19 protein-coding genes are annotated in these 20423 nt (G+C 73.3%); 14 read left to right on the forward strand and 5 right to left on the reverse strand.

Annotated elements, in window-relative coordinates:
• Positions 1–15 precede the first annotated feature (15 nt).
• The 4 genes from ACHZ99_RS04020 (at position 16) to fabF (ending at position 3724) form a co-directional block, all read left to right on the forward strand.
• Complete coding sequence (locus ACHZ99_RS04020; protein WP_420302897.1) at positions 16–984, forward strand: ACP S-malonyltransferase; 969 nt, start codon at positions 16–18, stop codon at positions 982–984.
• Complete coding sequence (locus tag ACHZ99_RS04025; protein WP_420302898.1) at positions 981–2015, forward strand: ketoacyl-ACP synthase III; 1035 nt, start codon at positions 981–983, stop codon at positions 2013–2015. The genes ACHZ99_RS04020 and ACHZ99_RS04025 overlap by 4 nt, the downstream gene beginning before the upstream one ends.
• Before the next feature lie 91 nt (positions 2016–2106).
• Positions 2107–2355, forward strand: coding sequence for an acyl carrier protein (locus ACHZ99_RS04030; protein WP_420302899.1), 249 nt, complete (start codon positions 2107–2109; stop codon positions 2353–2355).
• A gap of 103 nt (positions 2356–2458) precedes the next feature.
• Positions 2459–3724 (forward strand): beta-ketoacyl-ACP synthase II, encoded by a 1266-nt coding sequence (gene fabF, locus ACHZ99_RS04035; protein ID WP_420302900.1) that lies wholly within the window; start codon positions 2459–2461, stop codon positions 3722–3724.
• A 175-nt stretch (positions 3725–3899) separates the two neighbouring features.
• Here the strand turns inward: fabF and ACHZ99_RS04040 are convergent, their stop codons facing one another.
• Positions 3900–4394, reverse strand: coding sequence for a DUF3145 domain-containing protein (locus ACHZ99_RS04040; RefSeq protein WP_420302901.1), 495 nt, complete (start codon positions 4392–4394; stop codon positions 3900–3902).
• A 262-nt stretch (positions 4395–4656) separates the two neighbouring features.
• Between ACHZ99_RS04040 and ACHZ99_RS04045 the strand changes: the two genes are divergently transcribed.
• The 9 genes from ACHZ99_RS04045 (at position 4657) to ACHZ99_RS04085 (ending at position 15475) form a co-directional block, all read left to right on the forward strand.
• The gene (locus ACHZ99_RS04045; protein WP_420302902.1) at positions 4657–5562 is read left to right on the forward strand and encodes an SGNH/GDSL hydrolase family protein; all 906 of its coding nucleotides are present in this window, start codon (positions 4657–4659) and stop codon (positions 5560–5562) included.
• A 255-nt stretch (positions 5563–5817) separates the two neighbouring features.
• Entirely contained in the window at positions 5818–6924 is a 1107-nt protein-coding gene (locus tag ACHZ99_RS04050) for an aldose epimerase family protein (protein WP_420302903.1), read from the forward strand.
• 95 nt (positions 6925–7019) lie between these two features.
• A complete protein-coding gene (locus ACHZ99_RS04055) occupies positions 7020–8171 on the forward strand; it encodes a mandelate racemase/muconate lactonizing enzyme family protein (protein ID WP_420302904.1) in 1152 nt (383 codons plus the stop codon).
• A complete protein-coding gene (locus tag ACHZ99_RS04060) occupies positions 8164–9183 on the forward strand; it encodes a zinc-dependent alcohol dehydrogenase (protein ID WP_420302905.1) in 1020 nt (339 codons plus the stop codon). Before ACHZ99_RS04055 ends, ACHZ99_RS04060 begins: the two co-directional genes overlap by 8 nt.
• A gap of 91 nt (positions 9184–9274) precedes the next feature.
• The gene (locus ACHZ99_RS04065) at positions 9275–10258 is read left to right on the forward strand and encodes a hypothetical protein (protein WP_420302906.1); all 984 of its coding nucleotides are present in this window, start codon (positions 9275–9277) and stop codon (positions 10256–10258) included.
• Between the two features lie 5 nt (positions 10259–10263).
• Complete coding sequence (chvE, locus tag ACHZ99_RS04070) at positions 10264–11379, forward strand: multiple monosaccharide ABC transporter substrate-binding protein (protein WP_420302907.1); 1116 nt, start codon at positions 10264–10266, stop codon at positions 11377–11379.
• Positions 11376–12947 (forward strand): multiple monosaccharide ABC transporter ATP-binding protein, encoded by a 1572-nt coding sequence (gene mmsA, locus ACHZ99_RS04075; protein ID WP_420302908.1) that lies wholly within the window; start codon positions 11376–11378, stop codon positions 12945–12947. Before chvE ends, mmsA begins: the two co-directional genes overlap by 4 nt.
• Positions 12944–14185, forward strand: coding sequence for a multiple monosaccharide ABC transporter permease (gene mmsB, locus ACHZ99_RS04080; RefSeq protein WP_420302909.1), 1242 nt, complete (start codon positions 12944–12946; stop codon positions 14183–14185). The genes mmsA and mmsB overlap by 4 nt, the downstream gene beginning before the upstream one ends.
• Positions 14186–14239: 54 nt before the next feature.
• Complete coding sequence (locus ACHZ99_RS04085; RefSeq protein ID WP_420302910.1) at positions 14240–15475, forward strand: aldose epimerase family protein; 1236 nt, start codon at positions 14240–14242, stop codon at positions 15473–15475.
• An 88-nt stretch (positions 15476–15563) separates the two neighbouring features.
• Here ACHZ99_RS04085 and ACHZ99_RS04090 read toward each other — a convergent pair whose 3' ends face one another.
• The 3 genes from ACHZ99_RS04090 to ACHZ99_RS04100 form a co-directional block, all read right to left on the reverse strand.
• Positions 15564–16406: an SMP-30/gluconolactonase/LRE family protein gene (locus ACHZ99_RS04090; RefSeq protein WP_420302911.1), complete on the reverse strand. Its 843-nt coding sequence runs from the start codon at positions 16404–16406 to the stop codon at positions 15564–15566.
• Positions 16403–17182 carry an IclR family transcriptional regulator gene (locus tag ACHZ99_RS04095; protein WP_420302912.1) on the reverse strand — a complete coding sequence of 260 codons (780 nt, stop codon included), beginning with the start codon at positions 17180–17182 and terminating at the stop codon, positions 16403–16405. Before ACHZ99_RS04095 ends, ACHZ99_RS04090 begins: the two co-directional genes overlap by 4 nt.
• 119 nt (positions 17183–17301) lie before the next feature.
• Positions 17302–17790 carry a GNAT family N-acetyltransferase gene (locus ACHZ99_RS04100; protein ID WP_420302913.1) on the reverse strand — a complete coding sequence of 163 codons (489 nt, stop codon included), beginning with the start codon at positions 17788–17790 and terminating at the stop codon, positions 17302–17304.
• Between the two features lie 107 nt (positions 17791–17897).
• Between ACHZ99_RS04100 and ACHZ99_RS04105 the strand changes: the two genes are divergently transcribed.
• Positions 17898–19955: a SpoIIE family protein phosphatase gene (locus ACHZ99_RS04105; RefSeq protein WP_420302914.1), complete on the forward strand. Its 2058-nt coding sequence runs from the start codon at positions 17898–17900 to the stop codon at positions 19953–19955.
• 237 nt (positions 19956–20192) lie between these two features.
• Here the strand turns inward: ACHZ99_RS04105 and ACHZ99_RS04110 are convergent, their stop codons facing one another.
• Entirely contained in the window at positions 20193–20336 is a 144-nt protein-coding gene (locus ACHZ99_RS04110; RefSeq protein WP_420302915.1) for a hypothetical protein, read from the reverse strand.
• Between the last annotated feature and the right edge of the window lie 87 nt (positions 20337–20423).

Here is a 20423-nt window from a genome sequence, read left to right on the forward strand (position 1 = left end):
AGAGAAGGTTGAAGGGTGCTCGTACTCGTAGCTCCCGGCCAGGGCGCCCAGACGCCCGGCTTCCTCACCCCCTGGCTCGGCCTCCCCGGCGTCGCCGAGCGGCTGTCGGCCTGGTCGGACGTGGCCGGGCTCGACCTGGTCCGCGCCGGCACCGAGGCGGACGAGGACGAGATCCGCGACACCGCCGTGGCGCAGCCGCTGCTGGTCGCCGCCGGCCTCGTCAGCGCGTACGCGCTCTTCGACGGCCCCGAGCCGCTGCGCCGGCAGGTGGGCATGGTCGCCGGGCACAGCGTCGGCGAGCTGACCGCCGCGGCGCTCGCCGGGGTGATCACCGACGAGGAGGCCATCGCGCTGGTACGGGCCCGGGGCCTGGCCATGGCGGAGGCGTCCGCCGCCGTGGAGACCGGCATGGCCGCCCTTCTCGGCGGCGAGCAGGACACGGTGCTGGGGCATCTGGCGCAGCTCGGCCTGACCCCGGCCAACGTCAACGGCGCCGGCCAGATCGTCGCCGCCGGCACCGCGGCGCAGCTCGCCGAGCTGGCCGCCGACAAGCCCGAGGGGGTGCGCCGCGTCGTTCCGCTGAAGGTCGCCGGCGCGTTCCACACCGAGCACATGGCGCCCGCCGTCGCCGCGCTGGCGGAGCGGGCCGGGCGGCTCGCCCCCGCGGATCCGCGGATCCCGTACGTGTCCAACGCCGACGGCCGGGTCGTCGACGGCGGCGCGGAGGTGATGCGACGTCTGGTCGCGCAGGTCGCGAGCCCGGTGCGCTGGGACGCCTGCATGGAGACCTTCGCGGCCCACGGCGCGACCGCGCTGGTGGAGGCCGCGCCGGGCGGCACGCTCACCGGGCTCGCCAAGCGGGCGCTCAAGGGTGTGCTGCCGGTGCCGCTGAAGACCCCCGAGGACCTGGAGAAGGCCCGCGCCGCCGTCGCCGGGACGGCCACAGAGACGGCCGCCTCCGCGGCCGCGGAGGAGAGCGCATGACCGCGAAGATCCGGCCCACCAAGGGGGCCCCGTACGCCCGGATCATGGGCGTCGGCGGCTACCGCCCGACCCGCGTCGTGTCCAACGAGGAGATCCTCAAGTACATCGACTCCTCCGACGAGTGGATCCGCAGCCGCTCCGGCATCGCCACCCGGCACTGGGCCGGGCCGGACGAGACCGTCGCGCAGATGTCCGTCGAGGCCGCCGGCAAGGCGCTCGCGGCGGCCGGCGTGACGGCGGAGCAGGTCGACGCGGTGATCATCTCGACCGTTTCGCACTTCATGCAGACGCCGTCGGTCGCCACCGAGATCGCGCACCTGCTGGGCGCCGGCAAGCCGGCCGCGTTCGACATCTCCGCCGCCTGCGCCGGCTTCGGGTACGGGCTGACGCTGGCCAAGGGCCTCATCGTGGAGGGCAGCGCGGAGCACGTGCTGGTCGTCGGCGTCGAGCGGCTCTCCGACCTCACCGACCTGTCCGACCGCACCACCGCCTTCCTCTTCGGCGACGGCGCCGGCGCGGTCCTCGTCGGCCCCGCCGAAGAGCCGGGCATCGGCCCCTCGGTGTGGGGCTCGGAGGGCGACAAGCACCAGACCATCAAGCAGACCGTGTCGTGGGACCGCTTCCGGATCGGCGACGTGGAGCAGCTGCCGCTGGACGAGAACGGCGACGTCAAGTTCCCGGCGCTGACCCAGGAGGGCCAGACGGTCTTCCGCTGGGCGGTCTACGAGATGGCCAAGGTCGCCCAGGAGGCCCTGGACGCCGCCGGTATGACGCCGGACGACCTGGACGTCTTCATCCCGCACCAGGCGAACATGCGGATCATCGACTCGATGGTGAAGACCCTCAAGCTGCCGGAGCATGTCGCGGTCGCCCGCGACATCGAGACGACCGGCAACACCTCGGCCGCCTCCATCCCGCTGGCCATGGAGCGGATGCTGGCGACCGGGCAGGCGAAGAGCGGGGACACCGCCCTCGTCATCGGGTTCGGAGCAGGTCTGGTCTACGCCGCCACGGTCGTGACCCTGCCCTGACCCGCGGGCCGCCGGTCCGCAGGCCGGGCCGCCCGGCCACCCGCAGCTCATCCCTCATTGAGATCAAGGAACGGAAGAAGGAGTCCCCAAGATGGCCGTCACGCAGGAAGAGATCGTCGCCGGTCTCGCGGAGATCGTGAACGAGATCGCCGGCATCCCGGTCGAGGACGTCCAGCTGGACAAGTCCTTCACCGACGACCTGGATGTCGACTCGCTGTCCATGGTCGAGGTCGTCGTCGCCGCCGAGGAGCGCTTCGACGTCAAGATCCCGGACGACGACGTCAAGCAGCTGAGGACCGTGGGCGACGCCTCGGACTACATCCTCAAGCACCAGAGCTGACCCCCGCCCCGCTGTCGCCACCCTCTCCCCCGCGCCCCGGCGCGGACGGCGGTCCGCGGTGGCGCCGTAGTACGACCCTCGACCTTTCGGAGTGAGCTTCGACGTGAACACGACCAATCGCACCGTGGTCGTCACCGGAATCGGCGCAACCACACCGCTGGGTGGCGACAGCGCATCCACCTGGGACGGGCTGGTGTCCGGCCGGTCCGGCATCGCGGACCTGGACCACGCGTGGGCCGCGGACCTGCCCGTGCACTTCGCCGGCGAGGTCGCGGTGGAGCCCACCGAGGTCATCCCCCGGCCGCAGGCCCGGAAGCTGGACCGGGCGGCGCAGTTCGCGCTCGTCGCCACCGGGGAGGCGTGGGCCGACGCCGGGTTCACGGCCCGGGCCGGCGAGGACGCGGCGGTCGACCCCGACCGGCTGGGCGCGGTCGTCGCCTCCGGCATCGGCGGGGTGACGACGCTGCTCGACCAGTACGACAACCTCCGCGACAAGGGCCCCCGGCGGGTCTCGCCGCACACGGTCCCGATGCTCATGCCCAACAGCCCGGCGGCCAACGTCGGCCTCCAGATCAACGCCCGGGCCGGCGTGCACACGCCGGTCAGCGCGTGCGCCTCCGGCGGGGAGGCGATCGGGTACGCGGTAGAGATGATCCGCTCCGGCCGCGCCGACGTCGTCGTGGCCGGCGGCACGGAGGCGGCGATCCACCCGCTGCCCATCGCGGCGTTCGCCAACATGATGGCGATGTCGAAGAACAACGACGACCCGCAGGGCGCCTCCCGCCCGTACGACAAGGCCCGCGACGGCTTCGTCCTCGGCGAGGGCGCGGGCGTGCTGGTGCTGGAGTCGGCGGAGCACGCCGCGCGGCGCGAGGCGAAGGTCTACTGCGAGGTGGTCGGCCAGGGGCTGTCGGCGGACGCGCACCACATCGCGCAGCCGGAGCCGAGCGGGCGCGGCATCGCCGCGGCGCTGGAGAACCTGTTCGCGCACAACGACGTGACGCCCGCCGAGGTCGTCCACGTCAACGCGCACGCGACGTCGACGCCGCAGGGCGACGTGGCGGAGATCAAGGCCATGCAGAAGGTGTTCGGCGACGAGCTGGGGCACGTCCTCGTCTCCGGTACGAAGTCGATGACCGGACATCTGCTGGGCGGCGCCGGCGGCGTCGAGTCGGTGGCGGCCGTGCTGACCGTCGAGCACCGCACCGCGCCGCCGACGATCAACGTCGACGACCTGGACGACGAGATCGACCCGGCGCTGATCGCCGTGAAGGCGACGCCGCTGCCGGCGAGCGGCCCGATCGTGGCGCTGAACAACTCGTTCGGCTTCGGCGGCCACAACGTGGTGCTGGCGTTCCGCGCGCTCTGACCTCGCACCGGCCGGGGACGGAGAACTCAACGGAACCGGGGCGGGTCTGGCGAGCGGCGCGTGGTGCCGGGAGGCCGGGGCGGGTGTTCCGCCGTCCGGTGCGCTGCCGCCGGTCGGCGACGCCGCCGCGGCCGGGCCCCGATCCCCGGTATCGCCCGCCCGGCGAGGGCACCGTTCAGACGACCTGGTGCAGCCAGCGGACCGGCGCGCCCTCGCCGGCGTAGCGGAAAGGTTCCAGCTCGTCGTCCCACGGCTTGCCCAGCAGCCGGGCGATCTCCGCCTCCAGCTGCGTCTCCCCGCGCTGCGCGCGGGTCAGGGCCGCGCGCAGCCGGTCCTCGGGGATGAGGATGTCGCCGTGGACGCCGGTGACGGCGTGGAAGATGCCGAGGTCGGGGGTGGAGCTGTAGCGCTCGCCCTCGGCGGTGGCGTACGGGTCGGCGGTGACCTCGAAGCGCAGCAGGTGCCAGCCGCGGAGCGCGGAGGCGAGCTGCGAGGCGGTGTCCGGCTCGCCCTGCCAGGAGAACTCCGCGCGCAGCGTGCCGGGCGCGGCGGGCTGCGCGATCCAGTCGAGGCTGACGCGGCCGCCGAGGACGCCGGCGACCGCCCACTCGATGTGCGGGCAGAGCGCCCGCGGGGCGGAGTGAACGAACAGAACTCCACGTGTCGTCACCGGGGGCCTCCATCCGCGGGCTCGAAGCGGCCTCGAAGTTGCCTAGAAGAAGTTGCCTAGAGTAAACACCACGGGTCGCCTTTCCGGGTAAACAGGACACTCCGTCACCCGGTGCTGTTCCGCCGGGATACGGCCGCGCTACGGCCCGTTGAGCACCAGCCAAGCTACCGTGCCACCGCGCGGCGCGAGTGCCGTACGGTCGGTCCTGGGCATGCTGACCTACGTTCGGAGGAGGACCTCGGGGGCGGGAGGGAGCGCAGCGATGCGCGGAGTGGCGGCACTTGTCTGCTCGGGAGCGGTAGCGGTGTCACTGGTGCTCGCCGGCTGCACCGGCGAGGGCGGTACGCGCGGGGAGGACAAGGGATCCGCCGCGCCGTCGGGGTCGGGCGGGGCGGAGGACGTGGGCGAACCGTCGCAGCGGGCCCGCGCGGCGCTCCGGCCGCCGCGGTCGGTGGCGGCGCTCGGCGACTCCATCACGCGCGGGTTTCACGTCTGCGAGCCCCTCGCCGACTGCCCGGAGAAGTCGTGGTCGACGGGCACGTCCGAGGACGTGGACAGCCTCGCCCGGCGGTTACTCGACAAGCCGTCGGGGCACACGTGGAATTTCGCCCGTTCGGGCGCGCAAGTGGCGGATCTGCCCGTCCAGACGGGCGAGGCGATCGTCCACCGCCCCGACCTGGTGACCGTGCTCATCGGCGCCAACGACGCCTGCACGGAGAGCACCGCGGCCATGACACCGGTGGCGGACTTCCGCACGGCGGTGGCGGACTCGCTGGACCGGCTGGAGCGGGATCTGCCGCGGACGCAGGTGTACGTGTCCAGCGTGCCGAGCCTGCTGCGGCTGTGGGAGGTGGGCCGGGACGGGGTGGTGGCGCGGCAGATCTGGTCGCTGGGCGACGTCTGCCAGTCGATGCTGGCGGACCCCACGGACCTCGGCACCTCGGCGACCGGCCGGCGGGAGGAGGTGGAGGACCGGGTGGTGGAGTTCAACGCGGTGCTGGAGGAGGAGTGCGGGCGGCATCCGCTGTGCGTGTACGACGGCGGGGCGGCGTTCCGGTACGACTTCACCAGCGGCCACCTGAGCCGCTGGGACTCCTTCCACCCGGACGAGGAGGGCCAGAACGTGCTGGCGGAGATCGCGTACCGAAAGCTGCGCGAGGCACGGTAGGCGCGCCGGGCGCGCGGTGCCGGGCTCCGGGGCCGGGCACGGGAGCCGGATTCGGGAGCGGGGCTCGGGGGCCACGAGAGGCGAACACGGACGCCGGCCGGCGCCGTGCGGCGGCACCGCACGCGCGTACGCGGGCGCGGCGGGCTGCCGGGAGCACGGTCCGGGCCCGAGCCCAGGGACACCCGGGCTCCGGGGCCGGGCACGGGGCGGGCGGTGTCCCGCGGGTTCGGCCCCCGGGCCGCATAAAGTCTCCCCATGGCCACGACTCCGCTGCCCCCGCCCGACGCCGCGTCCGCGCCCGCCGTCACCGCCGAGCCCTTCGGCAAGCTCGCCGACGGCACCCCCGTCGAGCGGTGGACGCTCACCGCGGGCGGGACCCGGGTGCGGGTGCTGACGTACGGCGGGATCGTGCAGTCCGTGGAGGTGCCCGACCGGGCCGGGCGGTACGCGAACGTGGCGCTGGGGCTGGCGACCCTGGACGAGTACGTGGCGCACGGGGACCCGTACTTCGGGGCGCTCATCGGCCGCTACGCCAACCGCATCACCGGCGCCTCCTTCGTCCTCGGCGGGCGCTCGTACCCGCTGCGCGCCAACGACGGCCCCAACTGCCTGCACGGCGGCGCCCACGGCTTCGACAAGCAGGTCTGGGCCGCGGCCGAGGCGCCGGCCGCGCCCGGGGCGGCCGCGCTGCTGCTGTCGCGTACCAGCCCGGACGGCGAGGAGGGCTTCCCCGGCACGCTCCGGGTGCGGGCGACGTACACCGTCACCGCCGGCGGCGCGCTGCGCTTCGACTACGAGGCGACGACCGACGCGCCGACCGTGGTGAGCCTGACCAACCACACCTACGTCAACCTCGACGGCGAGGGCAGCGGCAGCGTCGAGGACCACCACCTGCGCGTCGCCGCCTCCCGGTTCACGGTCAACGCCGCCACCTCCGCGCCGACCGGCGAGATCGCCGACGTGGCCGGCACCCCCTTCGACTTCCGCTCCGCGCGCCCGGTCGGCGCCGAACTGCGCTCCGGGCATCCGCAGTTGCTGATCGGCCGCGGGTACGACCAGAACCTCGTGCTCGACAAGGGTGTCACCCCGTCCCCCGAGCCGGTCGCCGAGGTCCGCTCGCCGGCCTCGGGGCGGGTGCTGCGGGTGCTGACCACCGAGCCCGGGCTCCAGCTCTACACCGCGAACGCCGTCTCCCCGTCGTTCACCGGCCCGTCCGGCCGGGCCTACCGGCCGGGCGACGGGCTCGCCCTGGAGACCCAGCACTTCGCGGACTCCCCCAACCACCCGCACTTCCCCTCCACCGTGCTCCGCCCCGGCGAGCATTACCGTTCGGCCACGGTCTACGAGTTCGCCGTGCGCTGACCGTTGACACCTGCCGTGCCTCGTCCTTACTGTCTCGCCAACATTTCGAACGCGTGACGAAATCTCGAACGACACGGTGAAGGAGCCACCAGCCCGTGCGCATCACCGGAATCAGCACGCACGTCGTCGGCACCCCCTGGCGGAACCTGACCTACGTCCAGGTGCACACCGACGAGGGCCTGACCGGGGTCGGCGAGACCCGGATGCTGGGCCACACCGACGCCCTCGTCGGCTATCTGCGGGAGGCGGAGGCGAACCACATCGCGGGCTCCGACCCGTTCGCGATCGAGGACCTGGTCCGCCGGATGAAGTACGGCGACTTCGGCCGGGCCGGCGAGATCGTGATGTCGGGGATCGCGTGCGTGGAGACGGCCTGCTGGGACATCAAGGGCAAGGCGCTGGGCGTGCCGGTGTGGCAGCTGCTCGGCGGCGCGGTCACCGACCGGGTCAAGGCGTACGCCAACGGCTGGTACACCACCGAGCGCACCCCGGAGGCGTACCACGAGGCCGCCCGCCGGGTGGTCGGGCGCGGCTACCGGGCGCTGAAGATCGACCCGTTCGGCGCCGGCCGCATGGAGCTGGACCACGCGGAGTCCCGCTACGCGGTCTCCCTCGTCGAGGCGGTGCGCGACGCCGTCGGGGACGAGACGGAGCTGATGCTGGAGATGCACGGCCGCTTCTCCCCGGCCACCGCGGTGCGGCTGGCGCGGGAGATGGCCCCGTTCCGCCCGGCGTGGCTGGAGGAGCCGGTGCCGCCGGAGAACCTCAAGGCGCTGGCGAAGGTGGCCAAGCGGGTGGACCTGCCGGTGGCGACCGGGGAGCGGATCCACGACCGGATCGAGTTCCGCGAGCTGTTCGAGAGCCAGGCCGCGGACATCGTGCAGCCGGACGTGGGGCACGTCGGCGGCATTCTGGAGACCCGCAAGCTCGCCGCCACCGCCGAGACCCACCAGGTGCTGCTCGCGCCGCACAACGTCGGCGGCCCGGTGCTGACCGCGGCCAGCCTGCAGGTCGGCTTCTGCACGCCGAACTTCAAGATCCTGGAGCACTTCAACGACTTCGCCGACGCGGAGATCAGGAAGGTCGTCACGGGCGCGCCCGAGGTGGTCGACGGCTACTTCGCCCGCTCGTCGGCGCCCGGTCTGGGGGTGGAGCTGGACACCGACGCGGCGGCGGAGTTCCCCCAGCGGCGGGCGCGCTTCGACCTGTGGGCCGAGGGCTGGGAGAAGAGGAACCCCGATGACTGAGACCCACCGCGCGGTCGTGCTCCGGGAGCCCGGGCGGGCGCGGGTCGAGAGCGTGCCGTCGCCGCCGCCCGGGCCCGGCGAGGTGCGGGTGCGGGTGTACGCGGCCGGGGTGTGCGGCAGCGACCGGGAGGTGTACGACGGCACCCGGCCGGACGGCTACGTGACGTACCCGCTCACGCCCGGGCACGAGTGGTCGGGGACGGTCGAGGCCGTCGGGCCCGGCGTCGACGCGGCGCTGACCGGGCGGAAGGCCGTCGCCGAGGGCTTCCGCCGCTGCGGGGCGTGCGCCCGCTGCCGGGCCGGCGAGACGAACCTGTGCGCGGGCCCGTACGCCGAGACGGGGTTCACCCGCCCCGGCGCGTTCGCGGAGACGGTCACGGTGCCGGCGGCGCTGCTGCACGTCCTGCCCGACGCCGCCGGCCTGCGCGGCGCCGCGCTGCTGGAGCCGGCGGCCGTCGCCGCGGCGGCGGTGCTGCGCGGCGGGCCGCTGCCGGGCGAGCGGGTGGCCGTGGTGGGGGGCGGCACGCTGGGGCTGCTGGCGGTGCGGCTGCTCGCCGCGTACTCGCCGGCGGAGCTGCTGGTGGTGGAGCCGCGGGAGGAGCGGGCCCGGGTGGCGCGGGGGTGGGGCGGCGTACGGGCGGTGGCGCCCGGCGCTGCCGCCGGCCTGGCGGGGGCGTACGACTTGGTGGTGGAGACGGCCGGTGCGGCGCGGTCGGCGGTCGACGCGGTGGCGCTGGCGCGGCGCGGGGGGCGGGTGGTCGTCACCGGTATCCCGCCGGGCGGCGCGGCGGGCATCGACCCGCTGGAGCTGTCGATGCGCCAGGTCGACGTGCTGGGCGTGTTCGGCGCGCCGTCGGCGGCGTGGTCGTACGCGGTGCGCGCGTTCGCCGCCGGGTCGCTGGATCCGGCGGAGCTGGTCACCCACGAGCTGCCCCTGGACGCGTACGAGAAGGCCGTCGGGCTGGTCGGCGGCGGGGATCCGGGGGTGGGCAAGGTGCTGCTGCGGCCGTAGCCCGGTGAAGCGGCCGTGCGCCCCGGGCGGCGGCCGCTTTTTCACCGCATCAACGCCGAATGACGTCTGAGATATCGAACGAAGGAGTCCCGTGGCTCACGCACCTGGTGAACCGGCCCTCGGCCGCCTCGGCTTCGGCGCCCCGCCGCCCGATCCGGCCGACACCTCGCCGCACGCCTTCCCCGACGGAGGCCGCTGGCGCACCGAGATCCCGTCCGTCGAAGGCCCGGAGGCGCTGGCCGCCGTGCTGAAGGAGAGCACCCGCCTCGGCGTGCCGATCCACCGGATCAGCCAGGGCAGCGGCGTGTGGATGCTCACCGACGACGAGATCACCGACATGGTCGCGGCCTGCGCGGCACGCGACATCGAGCTGTCGCTGTTCACCGGCCCGCGCGGCACCTGGGACACCGGCGGCGCCACCCGCAGCGAGTCCGGCGGCGCCGGGCTGCGGGCCCGCGGGCACGACCAGCTCGCCGGCTGTGTGGAGGACGCGCTGCGGGCCGCGAGCCTGGGCGTGAGGTGCCTGCTCGTCGCCGACGAGGGCGTGCTGTGGCTGCTGCACCGGCTGCGCGCACTGGGCGAGCTGCCCGCGGACACCACGTTCAAGGTCTCCGCGCTCGTCGGCCCGGTGAACCCCGCCGCGTACGCGGTGTGGGAGCGGCTCGGCGCGGACTCGCTCAACATCCCCTCCGACCTGTCGCTCCAGCAGCTCACCGAGATCCGCCGGGCCAGCGCCGCCCCGATGGACCTGTACGTGGAGGCGCCCGACGACCTCGGCGGCTTCGTGCGGATGTACGACGCCGCCGAGCTGATCCGCCGCGGCGCCCCGCTGTACCTGAAGTTCGGCCTGTCCAAGGCCCCCGGGATCTACCCCTACGGCGCCCACATGCGCGAGACGGTGCTCGCCGCCGCCCGCGAACGGGTGCGCCGCGGGCGGCTGGTCCTGGACCTCCTCGACCGGCTCGGCGCCGGCGACGCCATGTCGCCGCCCGGCTCCCGGCTGCCCGGCGACCTGCGCCGGTTCCCCGTCCCCGCCCCCGTCTCCGACCCCGTATCCGTGACCGAAGGGATCTGACCACCATGCGCACCCCCCGAGCCGCACGCCTGCGCACCGCCGCCGCCGTCTCCGCTCTCGCCCTCGCCCTGGCCGCCTGCGGCCAGGACAGCGAGGGCGGCAGCGAGGAGAAGAAGGACACCTCGGAGGGCGGCGGCACGATCGGCATCTCGATGCCGACCAAGTCGTCCGAGCGCTGGATAGCCGACGGCGAGAACATCGTCAAGGAGTTCGAGAAGGCCGGCTACGACACCGATCTGCAGTTCGGCGAGGACAAGGTCGAGAACCAGGTCGCGCAGATCGACAACATGATCACCAAGGGCGTCGACGCGCTCGTCGTGGCGGCGATCGACAACACCTCGCTGACGGAGGTGCTGGCCGACGCCAAGGAGGCGGACATCCCCGTCATCGCGTACGACCGGCTGATCCTGGAGACGGAGAACGTCGACTACTACGCGTCGTTCGACAACGAGCGGGTCGGCAAGCTGCAGGGCCAGTACATCGCGGACGCCCTGGAGCTGGAGGAGAACAAGGGCGAGAAGTTCAACATCGAGCTGTTCGCGGGGTCCCCGGACGACAACAACACCCGCTACTTCTTCAAGGGCGCCATGAGCGTCCTCCAGCCCTACCTGGACTCGGGTCAGCTCACCGTGCAGTCCGGCCAGACGGAGCTGAACCAGATCACCACCCTGCGCTGGGACGGCGGCACCGCGCAGAAGCGCATGGACAACCTCCTGAGCGCCCACTACGGCGGCGGGACCACCGTCGACGCCGTCCTCTCCCCGTACGACGGGATCTCCATCGGCATCATCTCCGCGCTGAAGAGCGTCGGCTACGGCAGCGGCGACAAGGAGCTGCCGGTGATCACCGGGCAGGACGCCGAGGTGGCGTCGGTGAAGTCCATCATCGCCGGCCAGCAGACCCAGACCGTCTACAAGGACATGCGCAAACTCGCCAAGGTGGCCGTGCAGATGACCGACGCCGTGCTCACCGGCGGCAAGCCCGAGGTCAACGACACGAAGTCGTACGACAACGGCGTCAAGGTCGTGCCGGCGTACCTGCTGGACCCGGTCAGCATCGACAAGTCCAACACCGACCTGCTCATCGAGGAGGGCTTCTACACGGAGGGGGACCTCAAGTGACCGCTGCGGTCCTGGAGATGCGCTCCATCACCAAGACCTTCCCCGGGGTCACGGCGCTCGCCGACGTCAGCCTCACCGTCGGGCCCGGCGAGATCCACGCCGTGTGCGGCGAGAACGGCGCCGGCAAGTCCACCCTGATGAAGGTCCTGAGCGGAGTGCATCCGCACGGCAGCTACGAGGGGGACATCCTCTTCGAGGGCGAGCCGTGCGCCTTCCGGGACATCAGGGCCAGCGAGCGCCGCGGCATCGTCATCATCCACCAGGAGCTGGCCCTGGTGCCGTACCTGTCCATCGCCGAGAACATCTTCCTCGGCAACGAGCAGGCCAGCCGCGGCGTCATCTCCTGGACCGAGACGCTGCGGCGCGCCACGGAGCTGCTGAAGCGGGTCGGCCTGGGCGGCGAACGGCCGCAGACCCGGATCGCCGACATCGGCGTGGGCAAGCAGCAGCTCGTGGAGATCGCCAAGGCGCTCTCCAAGGAGGTGAAGCTGCTCATCCTCGACGAGCCGACCGCCGCGCTCAACGACGAGGACAGCCGCAAGCTGCTCGACCTCATCCTGGAGTTCAAGCGGCAGGGGATCGCCTGCATCCTCATCTCGCACAAGCTCAACGAGATCCGGCAGGTCGCCGACTCGGTGACCATCCTGCGCGACGGGCGGACGATCGAGACGCTCGCCGTGCGCCCCGACGAGACCGGGGACGGGCACGGGCTGTCCGAGGACCGCATCATCCGCGGGATGGTCGGCCGCGACCTCGACCACCGCTTCCCGGAACGCTCGCACTACCGCGGCCCGGACGCGGGCACCGTCGCGCTGTCCGTCGAGGGCTGGACCGTACGCCATCCCATCGACCACGAGCGCAAGGTGGTCGACGACGTGTCGATCGAGGTCCGGCGCGGCGAGATCGTCGGCATCGCGGGCCTGATGGGCGCGGGCCGCACGGAGCTGGCGATGAGCGTCTTCGGCCGCTCCTACGGCCGCTACGAGGCCGGGACGCTGCGGGTCGGCGGCCGGGCGGCCGACGTACGCACCGTCCCGGACGCGGTGCGGCACGGCATCGCGTACGTCACCGAGGACCGCAAGACGTTCGGCCTCAACCTCATCGAGAACGTCATGCGCAACATCACGCTCTCCGCGCTGCCGAAGCTGGTCCGCCGCGGCACGGTCGACGAACACGCGGAGCGGCGGGTCGCCGAGGACTACCGCGCCTCGATGAACATCAAGACCCCGACGGTCTTCGAGCCGGTGAACCGGCTGAGCGGCGGCAACCAGCAGAAGGTCGTGCTCAGCAACTGGATCAACGCCGACCCCGAGGTGCTGCTCCTCGACGAGCCCACCCGCGGCATCGACGTGGGGGCGAAGTACGAGATCTACGCCGTCATCGACCAGCTGGCCGCCCGCGGCAAGGCGGTGGTCTTCATCTCCTCGGAGCTGCCCGAGCTGCTGGGGATGTGCGACCGGATCTACACCATGACCGCGGGCCGGCTGACCGGTGAGGTGCCGCGCGCCGAGGCCACCCAGGAAGTTCTCATGCGCCACATGACCACGCACGTAAAGGACGAAGGATGAGCACGGTGACAACCCGGAAGGGCGGCACCCCCTCCCCCGCGCCGCCCGCGGGCGGACCCGGCGGCGCGCTCGCCGCCGCGCTGCTGAACGCGATGCGTGCCAACGTGCGCCAGTACGGCATGCTCGTCGCGCTCGGCCTGATCGTCATCCTCTTCCAGATATGGAGCGACGGCACCCTGCTGCTGCCGCGCAACGTCTCCAACATCGTCCAGCAGAACAGCTACATCCTGATCCTGGCGATGGGCATGATGATCGTCATCATCGCCGGGCACATCGACCTGTCGGTCGGCTCGCTGGTGGCGTTCGTCAGCGCCATGGCCGCCGTGATGATGGTCAACCACGACTTCCCGTGGCCGCTCGCCCTGACGCTCTCGCTCCTCATCGGCGCCGTCGCCGGAGCCTGGCAGGGCTTCTGGATCGCCTACGTCGGCATACCATCGTTCATCGTGACCCTCGCGGGCATGCTGATCTTCCGCGGGCTCACCCAGATCGTCCTTGAGGGCCAGTCGCTCTCGCCCTTCCCCAAGGGCTTCCAGAACATGGCCCAGGGCTTCCTCCCCGAGGCCGGGCCCGAGACCAACTACCACAACCTCACGCTGCTCCTCGGCACCGCGGTGTGCCTGTTCCTGCTCTGGCGGGAGTGGCGGGACCGGCGGCGGCAGCTCTCCTTCGAGCTGGAGGTGCTGCCGCACCCGCTGTGGCTGGGCAAGTGCGCGCTCATCGTCGCGGCGGTCGCCACCGCGACCCTGATGCTGGCCAGCTACCGGGGGGTCCCGGTGGTGCTGCTCATCATGGCCGGGCTGCTGATATCGCTCGGCTACGTGATGCGCAACGTGGTGGTCGGCCGGCACGTCTACGCGCTCGGCGGGAACAAGGCCGCGGCCAAGCTGTCGGGCGTGAAGGACAAGCGGGTCACGTTCCTGGTGTTCGTGAACATGGGCGTGCTCGCGGCGCTCGCCGGCTGCGTCTACGCGGCGCGGCTGAACGCGGGCGTGCCGAAGGCCGGCGAGATGTTCGAACTGGAGGCGATCGCCGCGGCGTTCATCGGCGGCGCGTCGATGAGCGGCGGCATCGGCACGGTGTTCGGGGCGATCATCGGCGGCCTGGTGCTGGGCGTGCTGAACAACGGCATGTCGCTCGTCGGCCTCGGCACCGACTACCAGCAGGTCATCAAGGGGCTGGTGCTGCTGGCGGCGGTGGGCTTCGACATCTGGAACAAGCGCCGGGCGGGGGTGTGACCCCGTGACCGGTGTGACCCGACCCGACTTCCCCTTACGAGGAGCTGCATCCCCATGACCCCTGCCCGCACCCCGGCCGGAACCCCCGCCCGCACCACGGCGCCGGACCCGGCCCCCGCCGCGGCGGCACCGGCGGCCGCGCGCCGCCGGACGCTGCTCGCCGCCACGGCCGGCGGCCTGGCCGCCGCCGGCCTCGCGGCACCGGCCGCGGCGGACTCCGCGCGCCACCCCCGCAGGCCGGTGCGCGAGCCGTTCGGCCGGCTGGCCGACGGCACCCGCGTGGACCGCTGGACGCTCGCCAACGGCGGCACCCGGCTCCGGGTGCTGTCGTACGGCGGCATCGTGCAGTCCCTGGAGCTGCCGGACCGGCACGGCCGGTACGCCAACGTGTCGCTCGGCTTCGCGGACCTCGACGACTACGTCGCCGGCAGCCCGTACTTCGGCGCCCTCATCGGCCGCTACGGTAACCGCATCGCCGCCGGCCGCTTCACCCTCGACGGCCGGACGTACCAGCTGCCGCTGAACGACGGCGACCACAGCCTGCACGGCGGCGACAAGGGCTTCGACAAGCGGGTGTGGGACGTCGAGCCGTTCGTCTCCGCGAAGGGCGTGGGCCTGACCCTGCGCTACGTCAGCGGCGACGGCGAGATGGGCTACCCGGGCGCGCTGACCACCCGGGTCGACTACACGCTCACCGCGGACGGCGACTGGCGCATCGACTACGCCGCCACCACCTCCGCGCCGACGGTCGTCAACCTCACCAGCCACGTCTACTTCAACCTCGCCGGCGAGGGCAGCGGCGACGTCTACGACCACGAGCTGCGGCTCGCCGCCTCCCGCTACACCCCCGTCGACGCCGGCCTGATCCCCACCGGCGAGCGGGCCCGGGTGGGCCGCACCCCCTTCGACTTCCGCCGGGCCAAGCCCGTCGGCGCCGACCTGCGCGACGACCACGAACAGCTGCTGTACGGCCGGGGCTTCGACCACAACCTGGTCCTGGACAAGGGCGCCACCCGCGCCCCGGAGCGCGTCGCCGCGGTCCGCGAGCCGTCCTCGGGCCGCACGATGAGCATCGCCACCACCGAGCCCGGGCTCCAGTTCTACAGCGGCAACTTCCTCGACGGGTCCCTCGTGGGCACCTCGGGCCGGGTCTACCGGCAGGGCGACGGCTTCTGCCTGGAGACCCAGCACTTCCCGGACTCCCCGAACCAGCCGTCGTTCCCCAGCACGGTCCTCCGCCCGGGCGCCACCTACCGCTCCACGACGGTCCACTCCTTCGCCGCGCACTGACCGCGCGCGAGGGCCCCGCCCCGCAGGCACCCGACGTCCTGCGGGGCGGGGCCCGTCCGTCGGCCGTCGCCGCGCCCGCGGCGCCGCGTCAGCCCGCGAACGGCGCCTGCGGCAGGCCGCGGCCCGCGTCCGGCAGGACCAGCACCGACCCCGCCAGCGGGTGCGCGTCGTCCAGCGACGACGAGGTGATGTAGAGGTCCGTCAGCTCCGGGCCGCCGAAGGCGCAGGAGGTGGGGCGGCGCACGGGGACGTCCACCGTGCGGGCCAGGGTGCCGTCCGGGGCGTAGCGGCGGACGGCGGCGCCGTCCCAGAGCGCGACCCACACGTACCCCTCGGCGTCCACGCAGAGCCCGTCCGGGGAGCCCGGGGTGTCCTCGACGGCGGCGAAGAGACGCCGGCCGGTGATCCCGGTGCCGTCGGTGTCGAAGACGTCGATGCGGCCCGTCGGGGTGTCGGCGTAGTACATCAGGCGGCCGTCCGGGCTCCAGCCGGTGCCGTTGCTGATGGTGACGTCGTCGAGGACGACGGTCCGGGTGCCGTCGCCGGTGACGCGGGCGAGGGTGCCGCCGCCGGGGGCGGAGTCGTAGCGCATGGTGCCCGCCCAGAGGGCGCCGTCGGGGGCGACCATCGCCTCGTTGCCGCGGCGGCCCGGGACCGGCTCGTGGACGAGCCAGCGGAAGGCGCCGTCCGTGTCGTAGAGGCCGACGCCGTCGCGCAGGTTGACCACGTAGCCCGCGCCGCCGGCGCGCGGCTTGGCGGCGCCGACGTGCTGCTCGGTGGTCTGCACGGTGCGCCGGCCGGTGGCCGGCTCGTACACGTGGATGCGGGCGCCCAGGATGTCCACCCAGACCAGCCGGCCGGCCGCCGGGTCCCAGGTGGGTCCCTCGCCCAGCTCGGCGCGGGTGCGTACGGCCACGTCCGGCGTCGTCACAGGGTTCCCTCCCGGCGGTGGCCCAGGCGCTCCGACAGCCGGCCCGCGCCCTTGGCGGCCAGCTCCGCCAGCTCGTCCCGGCGCTCCGCGCTCCACCGGATCATCGGCACCGAGATGCTCAGCGCGGCGACCACCCGGCCCGCGGAGTCGCGCACGGGCGCGGCCACGCAGCTGACGTCGGGGTTGGACTCGCGCTCCTCCACGGCGATGCCGCGCTCGCGGACGGCGGCGAGGTGGCGGCGCAGCTCGCGCACGGAGGTGTGGCTGCGGTCCGTCATGGCGGCCAGCGGGCGGCCCTCCGGCAGCCGCGCGTCGAGCGCCTGCTCGGGCAGCGACGCGAGCAGCATCTTGCCGACGGCGGTGCAGTGCGCGGGGAGCCGGCGGCCGGTGGCGGAGACCATCCGTACCGCCCGGGTGCTGTCGACCTTCGCGATGTAGATGACGTCCGCGTCCTCCAGGATCGCGATGTGCACCGTCTCGTCGCACGTCTCGGCGACCTCGCGGGCGACCTCCCGGCCCTCGGCGGCCAGGTCGAGCTGCGCGCCGAAGGTGCTGCCCAGCTGGTACGTGCGCACCCCCAGCCGGTAGCGCCCGGGCTGGCCGGGGACGGTGCTGAGGTAGGAGCGGGCGGCCAGGGTGGTGACCAGCTCGTGCACGGTGGTCCGGGGCAGGCCCAGCCTGCGGGTGATCTCGGGGGCGGAGAGCGTCGCGTCCCGGTCGAGGAACAGCTCCAGGATGTCGAGCGCGCGTGTCACGGCCGGCACGAGTCGCCCCATCGCGCTCACCCACCCCTCCGCCGGGTCCGAAATCTCGACCGGCTACCGAAATGACGAACGCAGCGTAACGCCCGCCGCCGCGACGGGCAATGGGGGCCGGGGATCCGCCGGGGTCCGGCTCAGAGGTCGACGTGCATGCAGTGCAGGCCGACCAGGCCCTCCGTCGGGTGGCGGAAGGCGCGGGGCTGGGTGCCGGTGATGCGGAAGCCGAGGGACTCGTAGAGCTTGACCGCATAGATATTGGTCTCGACCACCGCGTTGAACTCCATGGCCGCAAAACCCTGTGCCCGGGCCCAGCGCAGGGAGTCCTCGCACAGCGCGCGGCCGACGCCGCGCGCCTGCCGGTCCGGGTCGACCATGTAGCTGGCGCTGGCGACGTGGTCGCCGTTGCCGGGCCGGTTGACGTTCATCTTCGCCGTGCCCACGACCAGGCCCGCGTCGTCGACCGCGACGGCCGTACGGTCCGGGGGCGCCAGCAGCCACCACGCGCGCCCCTGCTCCGCGTCCAGGTCGAGCGGGTAGGGGTAGGTCTCGCCGGCGGCGACGATCCGGTGGAAGAAGGGCCAGATCGCGGGCCAGTCCTCGGCGGTGGCGTCCCTGATCAGCATGGGCTCAGCATGCCGGGGCGGCGACGGGGGCGCCACCCGTTTGCCGCGCCGGCGCCGTCCGCGCGATCCACTCGAATAATCGTACAAAAGGTGCGAAAGTGGGCGCCATGAGCGACCGGGGAGGCATGGCGAGGCCGGCCCCGGAGGCAGGCGCCTGGCCGGCACACGCGGATCTCAGCATGGAGCTCAACCGCATGGGGAGCTTCGACTGGGATCTCGACGGCGGCCAGATGTACCTGGACGACGGGGCGCTGCGGGTGTTCGACCTGCGCCCGGAGGAGTTCGACGGCGATCCGCGGACCCTGGCCACCCGGGTGACCCCGGAGGAGAGCGCGCGGCTGGAGGCGATGATCACCGGGGCCATCGCCGAGGGCCGCTCGGCGTACGGCGCCTACCTGCAAGTACTGATGCGCGACGGCACGGTCCGCTGGACCCACACCCAGGGCACCATCCTGCGCGACGAGGGCGGCGCGGCGCACCGCATCATCGGCATGGTCCGCGACGCCACCCTGGAGCTGAACAACTCCGCGCAGCAGATCGCGCTGGACCGGGAGCGGCGCCGGCAGACCAGCGTCGTGGAGCTGACCACGGCGGTGCTGGCGGAGGCCAGGACCGTGCACGACGTGATCGGCGTGCTCGGCGGCGCGGAGGGGCTGGCCCGGCTCGGCGCGGTGAACATGGTCCTGGGGATGGTGGAGGCGGGGCGGATCCGGGTGGTGGCCATGGGGGAGGGCGTGGACGCGCCGCTGGCGGACTACACCAAGGTCGACGAGCCCGGGCTGCCGCTGAGCGAGGTGGTGCGGACGGGCCGGCCGCGGCTGGTGCTCTCCCGCGCGGAGTTCGCCGCCAGGTACCCGCGGCTCTACCCGTACGCGGAGGCCATGGGCATCGACTCCGCCGCCTATCTGCCGCTGATCGCCGAGGGGCGCGTCATCGGCGCACTGGGCCTGTCGTACCGCGGCAAGACCACCTTCTCGCCCGAGGAGCGCAACCTGCTGGTCTCGCTGAGCAGCGGCATCGGGCAGAGCCTCCAGCGCGCCAAGCTGCACGACCGCGAGCACGACCTCGCCGAGGACCTCCAGCAGGCCATGCTGCCGCGCAGCATCCCCGAGGTGCCCGGCGCCGAGATCGCCGTGCGCTACCGGGCCGCGCACGAGGGGCAGGACATCGGCGGCGACTGGTACGACGTGATCTCCCTGCCCGGCGGCCGGGTCGGCGTCGTCATCGGCGACGTCCAGGGCCACGACACGCAGGCCGCCGCGGTCATGGGGCAGCTGCGCATCGTGCTGCGGGCGTACGCGGGCGAGGGGCACGCGCCGGGCACGGTGATGGCCCGGGCCTCGGAGTTCCTGCACGAGCTGGACACCGAGCGCTTCGCCACCTGCACGTACGCGGAGATCGACCTGTCCACCGGCGCCCTGCGGCTGGTCCGCGCCGGGCACGTCGACCCGCTGCTGCGGCACGCCGACGGCCGGTGCCGCTGGCTGCCCGTGCCGGGCGGGCTGCCGCTCGGCCTCTCGGCGGCCTTCGGCCCGCTGGACTACCCCGTGACGGCGCTGGCCCTCGACCCCGGTGACGCGCTGCTGATGTGCACCGACGGCCTGGTGGAGGTCCCGGGCACCGACCTGGACGACGGCATGGCGCAGCTGGCGGAGCTGGTACGCACCGGGCCGCGCGACATCGGGGAGCTGTCCGACCGGCTCTGCGACGTGGTGGACGAGCGGCGCATCGAGGACGACATGGCGCTGGTGATGCTCCGCCGCACCGCGGGCGGCACGGTCGAGCCCGGCGGGCGGCTGCGCCAGTTCATCCCGCCCTCCGACCCCGACGCGCTGTCCGCCGCCCGGCACATGATCCGCGGCGCGGTGCGCTCCTGGGGCGCGGGCGAGCGCGCGGACGAGATCGAGCTGGTCTCGGACGAGCTGATCACGAACGCGCTGCTGCACACGGACGGCCCGGCGGTGGTGACCATCCGCCCGCTCAGCGGCCCCGCGCGCCGGTTGCGCGTCGAGGTCGAGGACCGCTCCAGCGCGCTGCCGCACCGCCGCGAACCGGGCGAGGCCGGCGTCTCCGGGCGGGGGCTGCTGCTGGTGGACCGGCTGGCGGACGTGTGGGGCGTGGAGCCGCGCGGCAACGACAAGTGCGTGTGGGCCGAGTTCGGCTGAGAACAGTCGCCGGCGACGCCGCCGCGCCCCCGCCCGCGCCGCCGCGCACCGGCGCCGCGCACCGACGCCGGACCGCCGCGGCGCGCCACCGCACGGTGACTACTTGTCACCTGGTCGACAAAAATTCGCCATCGATACGACTCTGTGTCCCCGGCGTGTCCCCGCCCCCGCCCGGGGGTGCCGGCGGGCACGGCAAAGCCCCCGCCGCGCCCCTGGGCGGCGGGGACGAATGCCAGGTCAGGAGCGGTCGAAGCTGATCAGCGGGACGTTGGGCTGATCCGGCGTGGCGTTCAGCGCGGCCACCATGCCGAGGGCGGCGCCCACGGCGAGGGCGGCGGCGGCGACGCTGGTCACGACGGCGGCTACCAGTCGGTTCTGCATGGACGCTGAGTGTGGGAGCAGCATTGACACCCTGTCAAGCACAGCCTTACGTTACCGACCCGTAGAACTTGCACCGCGGTGACAAAA

Origin of the sequence: Streptomyces sp. MAR4 CNX-425 (assembly GCF_048656465.1) — a bacterium.
Taxonomy (GTDB): Bacteria; Actinomycetota; Actinomycetes; order Streptomycetales; family Streptomycetaceae; genus Streptomyces.